This window comes from Hylemonella sp. W303a, assembly GCF_046452315.1.
In the GTDB taxonomy this organism is placed as follows: Bacteria; Pseudomonadota; Gammaproteobacteria; order Burkholderiales; family Burkholderiaceae_C; genus Hylemonella.
Map to the genome: position 1 here is coordinate 12,409 of NZ_JBKFDG010000001.1, position 14,729 is coordinate 27,137.

Consider the following 14,729-nt stretch of genomic DNA (forward strand, 5'->3'; position numbering starts at 1 on the left):
TTTGTGCCGCATGACTGACGCTTCTTCCTCCGTTCCTTCCGCCCTGCGCGCGCCCGAGTTGTGGCAACAGCTGCAGGCGGCGGCCCAGGTGCTGGCCGCCGTGCGCGCGGGCCGTTCCGCCAGCGACGCGATCGAAACCGTGGCCGCCGGTCTGCGCCCGGGCGTGCAGGCCCTGGCCTATGGCGCGCTGCGCGGCCTGGGCCGCGCCGAGGCGCTGCGGGCCCTGCTTGCGCCGCGCAAGCCCGTGCCCGTGGTGGACGCCTTGTTGTGCCTGGCCCTGGCGCTGGCCAGCACGCAAGCCCAGGATTACGACGCTCACACCCTGGTCAACCAGGCGGTGGAGGCCGCCAAACGCCACGGTTCACGTTCCGTCAGCAACAGCGCAGGCTTCCTCAATGCCTGTCTGCGTCGTTTCCTGCGCGAGCGCGTGGACCTGTTGGCCGAAATCGCCGAGGACCCAGCCACCGCACTGGTGGCGCGCTGGAATCACCCGCGCTGGTGGATCGAGCGACTGCGGCACGAGGCGCCCACCCAGTGGCAGTCCGTGCTCGAAGCCAACAACAGCCCGCCTCCATTGACGCTGCGTGTCAACCTCGCTCTAGGCCCGGTGGAGGCCTACCTTGCCGACTTGCAGGCGAGCGGTATCGCCGCGCAGCGCAATGGCACGCAGGGCGTGACGCTGGAGCAGCCCTTGCCGGTGCACCGCATTCCCGGGTTTGCCCAGGGGCGTGTGTCCGTACAAGACGCCGCGGCCCAGCTCGCCGCGCCCTTGTTGCTGGATGAGCTGCCCGCCGCGCAGACGCCCGGCCGCCCCCTCCGCGTGCTTGACGCATGCGCCGCCCCCGGTGGCAAGACGGCACATCTCCTGGAATTGATCACGGCGCGCGGCCTGGACGCAGAGGTCATCGCGCTGGACGTGGACGCCGAACGTTGCCGGCGCATCGACGAGAACCTGCAACGCCTGGGCTTGCAGGCCCGGGTGGTCGCCGCCGACGCGGGCCAAGCCGCCGCCTGGCGCGCGGCCGGTCTGGGCGACGAACTTCGCTTCGACGCCATCCTGCTCGACGCGCCGTGCACCGCCTCGGGCATCGTGCGGCGGCATCCGGACGTGCGCTGGCTGCGCCGGGAAAGCGACATTGCCAGCCTAGCGCGCCAGCAGGCCCGACTGTTGGCGGCTCTCTGGCCGCGCCTGCTGCCCGGAGGCCGGATGCTCTACTGCACCTGTTCCGTTTTCAAAGCGGAGGGGGAGGAACAGGTGCGGGCGTTTCTTGCGCACAACAAAGAGGCGTCCTTACGACCCGCTCCGGGGCATTTATGGCCTCATTCAGCGATTCAATCCGAGGCGCTCACGGACAATGCCATCCGTGGGCACGATGGCTTTTATTACGCGCTGTTGGCAAAAGAGGGGGGCTGAGGTCTCGGCTCGGCTGCGCCATGCCCTGATTTGGGGCGCGGCCTTCACCTTCGTGGTGCTGGGGTGGGCGCAAACCACGACCGCCCAGGCAGCCCCGGCCGTGTCAGGCGCCGCAGAAGACCAGGCTGCTGTCGAAGCCGTCAGCAATCCTGCTCCCGCGCCCGTCGCGTCCCCGACGCCGGCAGCGCTGAACCCGCCCCCGTTGCCTGCGGTGGCGCGTGCGTCCCAGGCGCCCACGGTGAGTGCGCTGCAACTTCGCCGCCAGGGCGATGCCCTCGAGCTAGGCGTGCGTCTGCGCTTTGATTTGCCAGAGCCAGTGCGTGATGCCTTGTACAAGGGCCTCTCGGTGATCTTCACGGCCGAGGTCGAGATCTACCGCGAGCGCTGGTGGTGGTTGGACACCCGCGTCAGCCGCGCGCAGCGTCAGTGGCGCTTGGTCTATCAGCCGCTCACGCAGCGCTGGCGCCTCAGCGTGGGCGCGGCATCGGCGGCGCGTGCTGGCAACGCCGCGCTGGCCCAGACTTTTGACAGCCTGGAGGAGGCCCTGGCCGTCATCCAGCACATCACCCAATGGCGGGTCGCTGATTGGTCGGCCCTGGAAGCCGAAGACGACCACCGCATCGAGTTCCACTTTCATCTCGACACCGACAAACTGCCCCGGCCCTTGCAGATCGGCGCCCTGGGAGATGACGGCTGGGAGTTGGACCTGAACCGCCAGCGTACCTTCACCGTCGAGCGCCTGGATTGACTCCCAAGGTGTCGGTGTGAAACCCTTGCTGCCCCGCCTTTCCGCAGTGGCCCGTTCCCCGGGCTCCTTGCGCCTGGTCCTGCTGGTGCTGCTCACCATCGTGGTGGCCCTGAGTCTTGTGCTGCTGTTCCTGCTGACTCAGGCCACCGGCAAGCACGAACTCTACGAGCGCCACTACGGGCGCTTGTTCGCGCTGAATGTCGTGGTGGCCGTCGCGCTGTTCATCGCCATCGGTTGGGTGGCGGTGCGCTTGCTGCGGCATCTGCGCCAACGCCGTTTCGGCAGCCGTCTGCTGCTGCGGCTGTCGCTGGTGTTCGCCCTCGCTGGCTTTGTTCCTGGCTTGCTGATCTACGTGGTCTCCTACCAGTTCGTGGCGCGCTCCATCGAGAGCTGGTTCGACGTGCAGGTGGAGGGGGCGCTGGAGGCGGGCCTCAATCTGGGGCGCGCGACGCTGGATTCGCTCTCCAACGATCTGGCCGCCAAGGCCAGGCTGGCCGCGGGCCAGCTGCAGGATGTCTCCGACGTGGAGGCTGGGCTGATGCTTGAGCGTTTGCGTGACCAATTGGAAGTGCACGATGCCGTGCTCTGGCGCGCGCAGGGTTCATCCCTGCGCATGCTGGCCAGTGCTGGCGATTCCCGCTTCGCCTTGCACACCGAAAGGCCGGCCGCCACGCAACTGGAGCGCGCACGCCGTCAGCAGGTGGTGACATGGATCGAGGGGCTGGAAGACGCCAACGCCCTGGCCCCCGCTCCCGCCCGTATCCAGGCGTTGGTGAGCATGCCGAATGTGCCCAGCCGCAGCATGAGCCTGGGCGCCTTGGATGAGCCGCGCTACCTGGAATTGACGCAAACCCTTTCCGAAAGCCTGGTGGCCAACGCACTGGCCGTGTCCGCGGCCCGCAACGAGTACCAGGAGCGTTCGCTGGCCCGCCAAGGTTTGCGCCGCATGTACATCGGCACGCTGACGCTCAGCCTCTTTCTGGCCATCTTTGGCGCCGTGCTGTTGGCTGTTGCCCTGGGCAACCAGATCACCCAGCCCCTGCTGCTGCTGGCCGAGGGCGTGCGCCAGGTGGCGGCCGGCGACCTCACCCCCAAAGCCGCGCTGCAAGGCCGCGACGAGTTGGGCGGATTGACGCGTTCGTTCGCCGACATGACCCAACAGCTCGCGGACGCGCGGCGCGCGGTCGAGGCCAGCATGGGCCAGGTCAGCGCCGCGAGAGAGAACTTGCAGACCATCTTGGATAACCTCACGGCGGGTGTCATGGTGCTGGACGCGCAGGGCGTGATCCAGTCGGTCAATCCTGGGGCCGAGTTGATCCTGCGCGGCGCCCTGCGCACGCCGGTGGACCCGTGGGTCGGGCGTCGCCTGCCAGAGATCGCAGGTCTGGAAGACTTCGCGCGCCAGGTCAGGCTGCAGTTTGAGCATTTCGTCGCGGAACGCGCGGAGCAGGGTGATCGCTCACTCGACCATTGGCAGCAGTCCATCGAGTTAGGCTTATTGCGCGCGAACGAGCGCGCTTCCGAGATCGCCGACCTGATGGGCACCCAAGACCGCGATGTGCTCACCCTCGTCGTGCGTGGCGCTGAATTGCCCGGCGGCGTGCAGGGCCGCAGCCTGTGGCTGCTGGTGTTCGACGACATCTCCGACATCGTCTCGGCGCAGCGTGCCCAGGCGTGGGGCGAGGTTGCGCGCCGCCTGGCGCACGAGATCAAGAACCCGCTGACACCCATCCAACTCTCGGCCGAGCGCTTGGAGAAAAAACTCACCGGCAAGGTCGAGCCCGCCGAGCAAGCGGTGGTCACCAAGTCCGTGAAGACCATCGTGGACCAGGTGGATGCCATGAAGCGCCTAGTCAACGAATTCCGCGACTACGCGCGCCTGCCCGCGGCCGAGTTGAAGCCGCTGGACTTGAACGCCTTGGTGCAGGACGTGCTGCAGCTCTACCTCGGCGATGCGCAACCCTCGCCGCAACTCTCCCTGCTGGCTGGCCCCACGCCGTCTCCGCACGTGCTGATGCGCGCCGAGCTGGACCCCGCCTGCCCGCTCATCCGGGGTGACGCCCAGCAACTGCGCCAAGTGCTGCACAACCTGCTGCAGAACGCCCAGGACGCCACCGAAACCGCCGGGCGCAGCGGCCCCGAATTCGCCGTGCTGGTGCGCACGCAGTGGAACCCCGCGCGCAGCCGGGTGCGCCTGTCCGTGCTGGATTGGGGCACGGGTTTCCCGGACACCATCCTCAAGCGCGCCTTCGAGCCCTACGTCACCACCAAGGCCAAGGGCACGGGGCTGGGCCTGGCCGTGGTCAAGAAGATCATGGACGATCACCGCGCGCGCATTGATCTTTCCAACCGCGTCGCCGAGGATCAAGTGATCGGCGCGCAAGTGTCGTTATCATTCACCGTAGAGCCGCCGGTCGCGTCGACCTGAAGCCATCTTCTTTTGTCGCGCCTTACCCATCGTTTCGAGATCCCTGCGTTCACACCATGGCAAACATACTGGTCGTCGATGATGAACTCGGCATCCGCGATCTGCTCTCGGAAATCCTCAACGACGAGGGCCACGCGGTCGAGTTGGCCGAGAACGCGGCGCAGGCGCGCGAGGCTCGTCAGCGCGAACGTCCCGACCTTGTGCTGCTGGACATCTGGATGCCCGACACCGATGGTGTGACCTTGCTCAAGGAATGGTCGGCCGCTGGCCTGCTGACCATGCCTGTGATCATGATGAGCGGGCATGCCACCATCGAGACGGCGGTGGCCGCCACCAAGATCGGCGCGCAAGCCTTCCTTGAAAAACCCATCACCCTGCAGAAGCTGCTCAAGGCGGTGGAGCAGGGCCTGGCGCGCAGCAGCAGCGCGCCAGCATCTCCCGCGGCCGCCGCGCCGAGCCCCCGCGCTCTGATGGGAGCGCCGGTGTCGATGGCCGGCGCCGTGCCTGCCGCGGAATCCCCGGTGCTGGTCCCTGTCGACCCCGGTCCTCCGGCCAAGCAGCACTTCCAGCTCGACAAGCCCTTGCGCGAAGCGCGCGACGACTTCGAGAAAGCCTATTTCGAATACCACCTCGCGCATGAGAACGGCTCCATGACGCGCGTCGCCGAAAAAACCGGCCTGGAGCGCACCCACCTCTACCGCAAGCTCAAGCAACTCGGCGTGGACCTGGGCCGGGGCAAGCGCGCCGCGCCCATCGCGGCGAGCAGCGATGACGGACGCGATGAAGGACTCGACAGCCTTCAAGGCCCGCCCTCCGGGTTCTGAAAAGTTTGGTCGGACTTTGCTGCTATAATCTGCGGCTCACGGCCCGGTAGCTCAGTTGGTAGAGCAGCGGATTGAAAATCCGCGTGTCGGTGGTTCGATTCCGCCCCAGGCCACCAGTATTTATGCGCCCCAGCGCCCGATTCGGGTTCTGGGGCGTTTCTACAAATCGCTGGAGTTTTCTACAAATCGATAGAGAATTTCAATCAACAGAATGTTTAGCAAACGCTAGACTTCTCCTATCCCGCCCTTGGCAGTAAGCCGTCCGCCTCATATTGGATGTGCCGACCCCTAGGGCGTTTTTGTTTGTGCTGCGTCACGCAAGCAAGGTGGGGAGACAAATGCCAACGGCAATATTGATTGATGGGGCGTACTTCATCAAACGCTTCAGAAGCATTGAACCGCACAACGCCTTAGATCCAGTCAGGGCATCTGAATTCGCATTTCGATGCGCAATTGCGCACCTCTCAGATGGTGGCCGCCGTCGCGATCTGTACAGAATCTTCTTTTACGACTGTCCCCCACTGGAAAAGAAGCTCCACAATCCAATCACAAAGAAAGGCGTGGATTTCTCCAAATCAGGAGAAGCCATCTTCCGTTTGAAGTTGCATGATCTGCTGCGTGCAAAAAGAAAAGTTGCACTTCGGCTTGGTCATTTAGCGAATGACACCCCTTGGACCATTAAACCCAACGTTATTGATGAGTTGCTAAAGGGTAAGAGAAAATTCGAAGACTTGGCCGAAGGCGATGTAATACCGAATGCTCGGCAGAAGGGGGTAGATATGCGAATCGGCATCGATATTTCCTCCCTCTCGATCAAAAAACAGGTAGATCAAATCGTCCTTATTGCAGGGGACGCCGACTTCGTACCAGCTGCGAAATTGGCTAGACGCGAAGGTGTGGATTTCGTTCTTGATCCGATGTGGCAGTCCATACCTATGAACCTGTACGAGCACATAGATGGCCTGCGAACAACCTGTGCCAGGCCCCAGCGTGACAAGGAAGATGATGCGCCTGCACCAGCTGCGGCCATCCCTGCTGACCCCGGAGAGTAATAGCGGTCGCTGATTGACTAGCGAAGCGGTTTAACGCGCTCACCGACGCGGGATTTGACATAGTGCTCGGTCATATCCCTGTTCTTGTGGGCCAGCAACTTCTGTGAGTGCGCCAAGTCGCCGGTATCAGTCGCCGCCTTGGCCCGAATATCCCGGAACTGAAAATCCACCTTGGCCAAGGTGCGAGCCTTGTCAAAGCGTGAGCGCAAGGCGAACTGACTGAGTGGCTGACCGTTTTCGTCTTGGATCAGGAATGGGCTGATCGCGTTCCGTGGACGCAGGTTGATCCGCTCGATGACCTCGGCCAGTTGCCCGGTGATTTCGATGCCCAGGCGCGCGCCGGTCTTGTTCTGCACCACCCATAGCGCGCCGTCCCGGATATCTGTCCGCTTGATCTTGAGCACGTCGGCGGGCCGCTGACCGGTCAACAGGGCCAAGTCCATCGCATCAACCACCGTGTAATGCGCGTGGGCCTTCACCTGGTCAAATTCGGTGTCCGTGACGTACCGGGTGCGCCCGGTTTCCTTGAAGCCCTTCACCCCTTGGCACGGGTTCTGCGCGGCCGTGTAGCCCCATTCACGGGCCTTGTTGAAGATGTGGGAGAACAGCGCCTTCTCTCGATTCGCACGAACTGGTGCCACCTGACCGCGTATGTCCAAGTACTCCCGCACATGCATGGGCGCGATGGCATCAATGGGCATGTGCGCGAAGACCTTGAGCAGATTCGCCAGCTCTTTTTCGTTGTCGCGCCGGGTGCGTACTCCCTTGGTCGGTAGAACCTCGCGCACGTAGCGCCGGGCCACTACCGAGAAAAGTCGGGTGGAGTCGTCTTCTCGCACGCCTTCACGTTGTGCCCACAGGCGCAAGGCCTCGGCCCGATCGTCTGATAGCTTCGTCCAAATGCGGGGCAGAGTGCCGCTGACGTGATACCAGACGTTCCCCTTTTTGTGGAAGCGCGGTGGATCATCGAAATTCGATTGCCTGCGACGGCCCATTACACCCTCTGCAATGCCGCGAAATTGGGCTTGTAGGTCGCCTCTTCGGGGATGCCGCAGCCCAGCATCTTTTCCGCGTACTTGCGGGCCACGATAGGGCGGCGGTTGCCATTGAGTTCAAAGCGCCAGCCCTTTGAGCGCAACCATTGCACTTGGTGCGCGGGCAGTTTGTAGCCCGTCAACGTGCCAACTTCTTCGCTGGTGAGGAAGAGGTCTGATCCCACTGTATGCCCCTCCCTTACGCAGCAGCAGCCGTCCTGCGCGGCGGGATTGCCTCAGCCTTGTCAGCCTCAGGCTGGGTCGGTACCCCGAAGTACCAATCAACCGCCCGAGGTGTATCTGCATTCTCAAAATGTTGACGTGCATCGGGAACGATAAATTGACTTGGAAAGGTTTGATGCTTCTCATAGCAGTCCGTCAGATCGTCAAAGTACGCCTCATTGGCCGTGCCAGTTTGGAGTCGACGCAGTCCCGCGACGATGTCTTTCGCTTTGCGGAATTGGTCTCGCAGAATCGTGTTTTGCTGATAAAGAAGTTGGATTTCATTGATCATTTCGCACTCGATCAATGAGCGTCCGTACTGGGTTTCCCAGTAGAGCGCCAAAACTACAGCCTTGGGCACGCGAGTAGTTCCATGGCGCCAGTTGTCAATCGTCCTTGAACAAACGCCTAAGATTTCGCGGACGCGCTTTCTCCCCAATTCGGCGTAGAAAACGTCGAACAAGCCTTCGTAGTTGTTTCCAATTTCGGTGGATGCAGAGAGCATGACTGCCTCATGTGGTTTGCTTTACGAGCAGACGGCGCAGTTCCATGGCGCGGGCTTGAGAGCAGCGCAGGTATTCGCGGATGCTGGAGATACTGGGACGGCACTCGCCTCGCTCAACAGCAAAACGAATCCGGTCAAGGTCCGGCTGATATGTCGCAAGAGTCGATGCGGTCCGTTGGGGCGCGATTCCAAGAAACCAGAAAAGGCAACCAAGGAACTCCACCAGTGCGGCCAACAGGCCATTGAAGCCGAGCAAAACCCTGTCCTCGGGCCAACCGGTGGCTCGGGTGATCGCTTGCATTACTGGATCTGCTACAGCGCGATTCCCTGCGCTGCTGACCGTGGTGGACGCAAGGTTTACCAAGTCATCGCGCAACCGCGCGGCGCGCTGCGATTCCGCCAGTTCGATTTCGAGGCGCTGAACGAGTTCGGGCGCTGCAAACGGGTCGGCCTTAGCGCGGGCAAGCTGTGCGGCGACGGTGACGGTCGGCCGTGCGCGGATGGTGCTGAGCGTGGCCTCTATGGCCTGTCGTTTGTCTTCTATGGCATCGGCTTGGGCCTTCATGGTAGGCATAACCTTGGCATCGGCGGATGCTTGCCATGCACTCATGAAAAAGACCGCATGCCCGAAGATTGCCGCGACCAGGCATAGAAGCCATACCGGAGCAGCAATCAGCAGCAGCCGTCCCGCCTGATGTGTGAGGGCGGGCAGCAAGTGAACTGCCAGCACCAGGCACACGGACAAGGCCGCAAGAATGATCTTGTCGGCCTGCGTCTCTGCGCGTGTCAGGGAACTGGCGACAGACATGGCAAGAGCCGTTGCTGTCATGACCAGCGCCAAAGCGATGGAAAGGTGCCGCATGGTTGTGCCCTGATTCATCGGGCTTGGGCAAGGGTGAACGCTTGCACAAACTTCGCCTGAGTCATCACGACAGTGGCTTGCCCTTCCTTGCCGGGCTTGGTGCGGGTGTTGATTTCGTAAACGCCGGGGGCTTTGTGCTTTTTCACCTCTGCGAAAACTTCATCACTGGCCTGCACCTTCATCGGCGCATCGCCAACGGCGTTCGGTGTCTCCACCTGGTAATCGTTGATGTAGTGGATGGTGCAACCCTTGCGGATTTCGCCGGTTCTTTCGTCGGCCATTTCCCATTTCGCAGCGCGGAGAATCAAAACGGTTTCGCTCATGGTGGTTTCCTTTCGGGGGTGGCCTCATGCGGCCAGTTGGAGTAATCCACGCTCATAACTGAGCGCAGGTCTTTCGCGCACCGGGACACAGCAGCGCCTCGGATTCGCACGAACGGGGGAGAAGTCAACGGGCAAGAGTTGCCCCTGACGCTCGATGAGTTGAACATCGGTGGTTAGCCACGAAACGCCGGCATCGACCAGTTGCTTGCGACGGCGATAGAACGTGGGGCGGGAGTTGCGCTTTCTTGTGTCCTCCTCACCGTGAGTGGCGAGGTTGAACCAGAACCCATGCAACAGGCCCGCAAGCTCAGGGGAATAGTGGGCTTCCAGACGGTCTCGCACGGCCAAGCTGGTACGCACGATTTGGGTGGCGTCCTTACCTTCGCGCAGCAGGCGGGAAATTTCCTTGTCGAAGACTTCGTGCAGATAGGCCGCGCTGACTTCATGCACCTTGGGCCGGTGTCCAAAGTCGTAGTCCAGCTTCTCCGCGTGAATCTCCACCTCGGCGCGCAGGCGGTTGTTTGCTAGACGCTGTAGGGCTGCTACCTTGCGTGACGCCTGCGACTGCGCCCACTGCTCGGGTGCATGTCGGGGGCGGTTCTGTTGGTACAGGCTTCGCATGACCACGTAAAGCCGCTTGCGGTCATGCTTTCCGAATTCCGGTCCTTTGTGATAGAGCTTGATCGTTGTGGTGGTGCCGGGGATGAAAACGGCCTCATTTCCGTACTTCTGCATCTTGCGACGCGGAAAAGCGATGTGATGAATCCCCTCAAAAAACTCCTGCACTGCCTGGTAAGACAAATGGAAGTTCTCGGCCCAGTCCACGCGCTGCACTGTCCAATGCTTCGTATCGGGTAGCGGTACGCCTAGAAGGTGTTGCAGCAGGTCTCGCAAGCGTTTCGATGCGTCTGACAGGTCGTTTAACCCGCCATACACGTTATGGCCATTGAGGATCTTCGCTATCGAGCACTCGATGACCAGGTACGGCGTGCAAGGGTGCCACTCAGGTTTCCCGGACTTGGATTTGATGCAGTCCTCATACATGGGCTTAACCATGATCCGGGAGTCAAATGACCCCAGCAGGTTCGTACGGGTGACCTCCCAGACCCGTTCCCCGGTTTCGTTTTGGATGCGGCAGTAGCTTTCGCCTTGTGCCCGGATTCGGTCAACGATGGTGCGCTGCATGGGGGGTGTCCTGAGCCTTACCGTGTCCAGTGGCATTTCCGGGCCTGTCTCACTGGTGAGACTCATACGGGGTGTTACTTCCCGTGAGGGGAAGAATTCGAGCCTTTTGCAAGGCCGACTCGGAACCGCGAGGGCTGGAATTCGGCCTTGAGAAAGGACGGCGAATGGGCGGGGCAATCGGCGCGGGTGCATGAGCGCGCAAAGCGCGCTGGGCTGGCGAAGACCACCAGGCAAACGGCTTGGCGGGCGTGCCTGCGCTGGCAGAGCACGCCACCATCTGGACTGACGGGCTTCCCTCGCCCCCCGTGTGCGCCTTCGCGCCCACGGGTGCCCCGCTCGGCGCTCCGCAGCGGCCCGTCATACCGGCACCTCGGCGTGCGACGGTCCCTGCTTGGCAGTACAAGGCATGCCACCGGGCAGGTACTCCGGCCACAACGCAGGCACGCTAGCGGTAGCCCTAGCCCTACCGCCCCTAGCGGTAGCGCTACGCCGGGCTAGGAGGGCCACGGCCTCCGGTAAAACGTCTCGAATCGGGCGAAGGCCCGCGTAAGAACAGGCGTTTGACGGCTTGGAACGCATCGGAGCCTCCGTCAAACTTGCTTCTTTGGAGCGTCCGAAGCGGGCCGGGTCATGATGACCCATGCCGCAATCAGTCCCAGCACGCCCACGGCCAGGAGTGCGCCGCGGCTAGAACCTGCAACCATGGAAACGGGAACGGCGACGGTACTCATGCGGCCTCCGCTTCGGGCTCGGCCATGACGGCAACAGGGATCAGATCGCTCAGGGGCGATGACGCGATGTAGCTGTAGAACCAGTCGCCCAGCGTCTTGGGTTTGCTGGCTTCGGGCAGCGTGCTGGGCAGAAGGTTCTTGCCTTGCAGCATCAAGAACGCGATATGGCTCAAGGCCAGAAGCCCGAACAATTCGCGGATGGCGCCTTCGGTTTCGATGGAGAACTCTCCGCCGAACATGCCGCCGCTCTTGAAGTCGGACTCAAGGATGGCCGCCACCTTGACCCGGTTGGCTTCGATCAGGTCGAACAGCTTTTCGGCTGCATTCTTGGGTAAGTCCGGGTCCAGCAGGATGGCCGGGCGGGACACCTGGCTGATGCGCGGTGCCTCCTCCATCTCAGAGGTGGGCATCTCAACGCCCTGGGCCGTGTACTGGGCCTCAAGGAAGTTTCGAAGCTCGATTTGCTGGGTCAGAGCAAGTTCGCGCTTTTCGTTGCGGAACTCGCTGATGTAGGCCTTGGGGATGCCTGTGCTTTCGGCAATGACCGCAACCGTGAGGTTGAGGTCTTTGGCAGCTTGCCGTAGCTGCTCGGGCGTGATGCCCTTGGGGGAAGTGCTCATATAAACTCCGTGTCGTCAAAATTGACGTAATGGAGTTTACATACCTGACTTCTAACTTGTCAAATTTTACGACTGTCTTTTGTTGGAAATTAAGACTTTTCTTCCTTCGGATCGGAATAAAGGGCGGCTTCTTTATTCAAAATTTCGCCGTTCTCATCCAGGCGAAAGCGGTTTCCGATGTTGGTTGTACTTTCGGCGGAAATCTCCTGGGCAATTTCCTCCAAGCTTTTGGATTCATCAAACTCTCGGGAGTAGCTGCGCAAGGCCGCAACGAACGCTTCGCGAAACATCCAATCGGCACTGACTAGAGCGGATAGTCGCATGTCGCCTAACTGGCGGCCCGCAAGAGAGAGAACTAAGCTTTGAAGTGCATCGCGCTCGTGACCTTTCAATGCCATTAGGGCCAAGGCTGTTCGCAAAACTCCGTCAAGCTCCCTCTCCCTTCCCAGGGCAAACAGTTCCATGCTGGGTTGGCCAACAGCGGAGGCACTTTCACTGCCGTAAATCAGCCAACTTGGGGTGATGCGCAAAACTTCGCAGAGCAATTTGATCTCTCGAAGTCCAGGCCGGGTGGTACCTTGTTCGTAAGCAATGATGGCCGTACGTGAGATTCCCTTTTTTTCAGGGTCAACCATCTTCGTGCGGGCGGCGACGACGTTTTGGGTAAAGGCACGTTCCTCTCGCGCTACTTTTAGGCGCTCGCCTACCTCCCTATCACCGTCGGGGGGCAGTTGTGTTGTGGTCGTTGCGGGGGTGTTCAAAGCGTTCTACAAAACAAAACAAGCCAAAGGATACACGGGGCTTGGCCGGGGGAGTGCGGCACATGATTTGTAGATGGTTTATGATGCAAGTCGTTGTCGGGTCGGAAGAAATAGATAGATTGAAAATCCGCGTGTCGGTGGTTCGATTCCGCCCCAGGCCACCAGAACTTCCTCAAAAAGCCATCCCCGTTCAGGGATGGCTTTTTGTTTTCAACGCCGTCCCGGTGCCTTGAGCCGCGGCCGAGCCCGATTTCTGGCGGTTTCCCCAGCGGCCCAGCGCCGTTTTCTTGCCTGAAACCAGCCGCCTCACCGTGGGGCGTGTGACTGGTTCACGTTCATGCATCGGTCAGCCCTGTTGTCCAGGTGGCGCAGGGCCGATGCGTCTCGCGCTCACGCGCCATCTCACCAGGAGTACTCCATGAACCTCGACACTTCCGCGACCGATCACGCCGCGTCCATGGCCTATGTCATGAGCACCCTGAGCACCCGCACGTTGCACCACTTCGCGCAGGAGGCCAAGCTGAATGGTGAAAGCCTGAAGGACGCCTTTGAGCGTTATGAGATCGACTATGCCTGGTACGTGCTCGGTTCGGACCGTTTGCGCGACGCTACGTTGGACAGCCTCACCCAGAGGCACCACTACACGGCGACCGAGGCGCAGCGGGAAAGTCTCGCGGGCGTCCTGAAGGCCGCGGCCGAGGCCCAGGCGCCGGAATTGCTGATGAGCTTTGACAATGACGTGCCGGACCGGCTGGCCGATTTTCTGCTGGCGTCTTGGGGTGGCGCTGTGGCGCCTCTGCCCGTGGCCGACCGTTGAGCGCCGCCTGATCGCAGGAAACGTGCACTGCTCCTAACCGAGCCGCTTTCAATCACGGCGCGCTCGCGTCCAGCGCTCACGCTTCTGTTTCTGCCAGGGTTTGTCACGCCTTGCCCTCAGGCTCGGAACCGGTACACCCCATCCGCATCCCGCGTGCGGCGCAGTTGACCTTCGTGCCACAGCGCATGCAGGTGAGCGATGGCTTCGCCCATGGCGAAGGTGGTCTGGTGCAAATCCAGTTTGCGCTTGAACATCACCGGCAGGATGTCGGCCGCGCACTGGGGGCGCTCGGCGCAGGCGGCCATGACCTCGGCCAAGCGGTCGCGGTGGTGGTCATGCAATTGCCGGATGCGCTTGTGCAGGCCGGTGAAGGGCTTGCCGTGCGAGGGCAGGGTGAGCGTGGCCGTGGGCAGGCACTGGAGCTTGTCGATGGATTGCAGGAACTGCTTCAAGGGGTTGGATTCCGGTTCCGACTCGAACACGCTGATGTTGCTGGAGATGCGTGGCAGCATCATGTCTCCGCCGATCAACAGCCCCTGCGCCTCGTTGTACAGCGCGATGTGCTCGGGCGAATGCCCATGTCCGCTGATGCAGCGCCATGCGTGCGCCCCAATGCGCACCAGGTCACCGTCCATCAGGCGCACGAACTGCGTGGGCACGGCAGGCACCAGGCTGGGGTAATACAAGGCGCGTTCGCGCACTTTGTCCATGGACTCCGGGTCGCGCAACCCGTGGGCGGCGAAGAACACGGCCGCGCCCTCGCCACCGAAACCATTGCTGCCGGCGGAGCCAATGCGCGCCAGGTAATAGTCCGTCGCGCTCATCCACAGCCGACAAGGCCGCTCGGGGGTGCTCCAGCGCGCGCACAACCAGTGCGCCAGGCCCACGTGGTCGGGGTGCATGTGGGTCACGATCACGCGCAGGATGGGCAAGCCTTCCAACGCGTTGGCGAAGATCTGCTCCCACAGGGCCTTGGACTCGTCTCGGCTGACGCAGCAGTCCACCACCGTCCAACCTTGCAGCAGGCCGTTGGGGCCTTCCATCTCGTCGCGCAGCAGCCAGAGGTTGATGTGGTCCAGTGCGAAGGGAAGCGACATCCGTATCCAGCGCACGCCCGGCGCGACCTCCAGAGCGCCGCCAGCCACGGGCAAGGTGTCTCCCAGCGGGTAATGCAGTTCGCGTTCGAATTCGTTCATGCGCAGC

The 14,729-nt window shown here is 62.0% G+C and carries 16 protein-coding genes and 1 tRNA gene; 7 read left to right on the plus strand and 10 right to left on the minus strand.

What is annotated here, in order from left to right:
- The first annotated feature begins 10 nt into the window (after nt 1-10).
- From rsmB to ACLBKS_RS00080, 6 genes are all read left to right on the plus strand, one after another.
- Nucleotides 11-1,414 carry a 16S rRNA (cytosine(967)-C(5))-methyltransferase RsmB gene (rsmB, locus tag ACLBKS_RS00055; protein WP_410190756.1) on the plus strand — a complete coding sequence of 468 codons (1,404 nt, stop codon included), beginning with the start codon at nt 11-13 and terminating at the stop codon, nt 1,412-1,414.
- Entirely contained in the window at nt 1,374-2,162 is a 789-nt protein-coding gene (locus ACLBKS_RS00060) for a DUF4390 domain-containing protein (RefSeq protein WP_410190757.1), read from the plus strand. Before rsmB ends, ACLBKS_RS00060 begins: the two co-directional genes overlap by 41 nt.
- A gap of 16 nt (nt 2,163-2,178) precedes the next feature.
- A complete protein-coding gene (locus ACLBKS_RS00065; protein ID WP_410190758.1) occupies nt 2,179-4,590 on the plus strand; it encodes an ATP-binding protein in 2,412 nt (803 codons plus the stop codon).
- 56 nt (nt 4,591-4,646) lie between these two features.
- Nucleotides 4,647-5,414, plus strand: a complete 768-nt coding sequence (locus ACLBKS_RS00070; RefSeq protein ID WP_410190759.1) for a response regulator — start codon at nt 4,647-4,649, stop codon at nt 5,412-5,414.
- A 40-nt stretch (nt 5,415-5,454) separates the two neighbouring features.
- A tRNA-Phe gene (locus tag ACLBKS_RS00075) sits at nt 5,455-5,530 on the plus strand.
- 222 nt (nt 5,531-5,752) lie between these two features.
- Nucleotides 5,753-6,466 (plus strand): NYN domain-containing protein, encoded by a 714-nt coding sequence (locus tag ACLBKS_RS00080; protein WP_410190760.1) that lies wholly within the window; start codon nt 5,753-5,755, stop codon nt 6,464-6,466.
- A 17-nt stretch (nt 6,467-6,483) separates the two neighbouring features.
- Here ACLBKS_RS00080 and ACLBKS_RS00085 read toward each other — a convergent pair whose 3' ends face one another.
- The 9 genes from ACLBKS_RS00085 to ACLBKS_RS00125 all read right to left on the minus strand — a co-directional run bounded on the left by ACLBKS_RS00085 (nt 6,484) and on the right by ACLBKS_RS00125 (nt 12,709).
- Nucleotides 6,484-7,305 (minus strand): tyrosine-type recombinase/integrase, encoded by an 822-nt coding sequence (locus ACLBKS_RS00085; RefSeq protein ID WP_410190761.1) that lies wholly within the window; start codon nt 7,303-7,305, stop codon nt 6,484-6,486.
- Nucleotides 7,306-7,460: 155 nt separating this feature from the next.
- Nucleotides 7,461-7,685 carry a DUF4224 domain-containing protein gene (locus ACLBKS_RS00090; RefSeq protein WP_410190762.1) on the minus strand — a complete coding sequence of 75 codons (225 nt, stop codon included), beginning with the start codon at nt 7,683-7,685 and terminating at the stop codon, nt 7,461-7,463.
- A 14-nt stretch (nt 7,686-7,699) separates the two neighbouring features.
- A complete protein-coding gene (locus tag ACLBKS_RS00095; protein WP_410190763.1) occupies nt 7,700-8,227 on the minus strand; it encodes a hypothetical protein in 528 nt (175 codons plus the stop codon).
- 7 nt (nt 8,228-8,234) lie between these two features.
- Complete coding sequence (locus tag ACLBKS_RS00100; protein ID WP_410190764.1) at nt 8,235-9,107, minus strand: hypothetical protein; 873 nt, start codon at nt 9,105-9,107, stop codon at nt 8,235-8,237.
- Nucleotides 9,104-9,412 (minus strand): hypothetical protein, encoded by a 309-nt coding sequence (locus ACLBKS_RS00105; RefSeq protein WP_410190765.1) that lies wholly within the window; start codon nt 9,410-9,412, stop codon nt 9,104-9,106. The genes ACLBKS_RS00100 and ACLBKS_RS00105 overlap by 4 nt, the downstream gene beginning before the upstream one ends.
- A 24-nt stretch (nt 9,413-9,436) precedes the next feature.
- Nucleotides 9,437-10,597 (minus strand): phage/plasmid replication protein, II/X family, encoded by a 1,161-nt coding sequence (locus ACLBKS_RS00110; RefSeq protein ID WP_410190766.1) that lies wholly within the window; start codon nt 10,595-10,597, stop codon nt 9,437-9,439.
- 590 nt (nt 10,598-11,187) lie between these two features.
- A complete protein-coding gene (locus tag ACLBKS_RS00115; RefSeq protein WP_410190767.1) occupies nt 11,188-11,328 on the minus strand; it encodes a hypothetical protein in 141 nt (46 codons plus the stop codon).
- Entirely contained in the window at nt 11,325-11,948 is a 624-nt protein-coding gene (locus tag ACLBKS_RS00120) for a hypothetical protein (protein ID WP_410190768.1), read from the minus strand. Before ACLBKS_RS00120 ends, ACLBKS_RS00115 begins: the two co-directional genes overlap by 4 nt.
- A gap of 89 nt (nt 11,949-12,037) precedes the next feature.
- A complete protein-coding gene (locus ACLBKS_RS00125; protein WP_410190769.1) occupies nt 12,038-12,709 on the minus strand; it encodes a helix-turn-helix domain-containing protein in 672 nt (223 codons plus the stop codon).
- Nucleotides 12,710-13,127: 418 nt separating this feature from the next.
- Between ACLBKS_RS00125 and ACLBKS_RS00130 the strand changes: the two genes are divergently transcribed.
- The gene (locus ACLBKS_RS00130) at nt 13,128-13,526 is read left to right on the plus strand and encodes a hypothetical protein (protein ID WP_410190770.1); all 399 of its coding nucleotides are present in this window, start codon (nt 13,128-13,130) and stop codon (nt 13,524-13,526) included.
- Between the two features lie 116 nt (nt 13,527-13,642).
- On the opposite strand, the gene ACLBKS_RS00135 is transcribed toward ACLBKS_RS00130, so the two are convergent.
- On the minus strand, nt 13,643-14,722 hold the full coding sequence (locus ACLBKS_RS00135; protein ID WP_410190771.1) for an MBL fold metallo-hydrolase: 1,080 nt from the start codon (nt 14,720-14,722) through the stop codon (nt 13,643-13,645).
- Between the last annotated feature and the right edge of the window lie 7 nt (nt 14,723-14,729).

Excerpts from the sequence above, each read along its gene's own strand:
- ACLBKS_RS00070 (WP_410190759.1), top strand. The coding sequence starts at position 4,647 with ATGGCAAACATACTGGTCGTCGATGATGAACTCGGCATCCGCGATCTG.
- ACLBKS_RS00135 (WP_410190771.1), bottom strand. The coding sequence starts at position 14,722 with ATGAACGAATTCGAACGCGAACTGCATTACCCGCTGGGAGACACCTTG.
- ACLBKS_RS00130 (WP_410190770.1), top strand. The coding sequence starts at position 13,128 with ATGAACCTCGACACTTCCGCGACCGATCACGCCGCGTCCATGGCCTAT.
- ACLBKS_RS00095 (WP_410190763.1), bottom strand. The coding sequence starts at position 8,227 with ATGCTCTCTGCATCCACCGAAATTGGAAACAACTACGAAGGCTTGTTC.
- ACLBKS_RS00100 (WP_410190764.1), bottom strand. The coding sequence starts at position 9,107 with ATGAATCAGGGCACAACCATGCGGCACCTTTCCATCGCTTTGGCGCTG.
- ACLBKS_RS00115 (WP_410190767.1), bottom strand. The coding sequence starts at position 11,328 with ATGAGTACCGTCGCCGTTCCCGTTTCCATGGTTGCAGGTTCTAGCCGC.
- ACLBKS_RS00120 (WP_410190768.1), bottom strand. The coding sequence starts at position 11,948 with ATGAGCACTTCCCCCAAGGGCATCACGCCCGAGCAGCTACGGCAAGCT.
- ACLBKS_RS00060 (WP_410190757.1), top strand. The coding sequence starts at position 1,374 with ATGGCTTTTATTACGCGCTGTTGGCAAAAGAGGGGGGCTGAGGTCTCG.
- ACLBKS_RS00080 (WP_410190760.1), top strand. The coding sequence starts at position 5,753 with ATGCCAACGGCAATATTGATTGATGGGGCGTACTTCATCAAACGCTTC.
- rsmB (WP_410190756.1), top strand. The coding sequence starts at position 11 with ATGACTGACGCTTCTTCCTCCGTTCCTTCCGCCCTGCGCGCGCCCGAG.
- ACLBKS_RS00110 (WP_410190766.1), bottom strand. The coding sequence starts at position 10,597 with ATGCAGCGCACCATCGTTGACCGAATCCGGGCACAAGGCGAAAGCTAC.
- ACLBKS_RS00105 (WP_410190765.1), bottom strand. The coding sequence starts at position 9,412 with ATGAGCGAAACCGTTTTGATTCTCCGCGCTGCGAAATGGGAAATGGCC.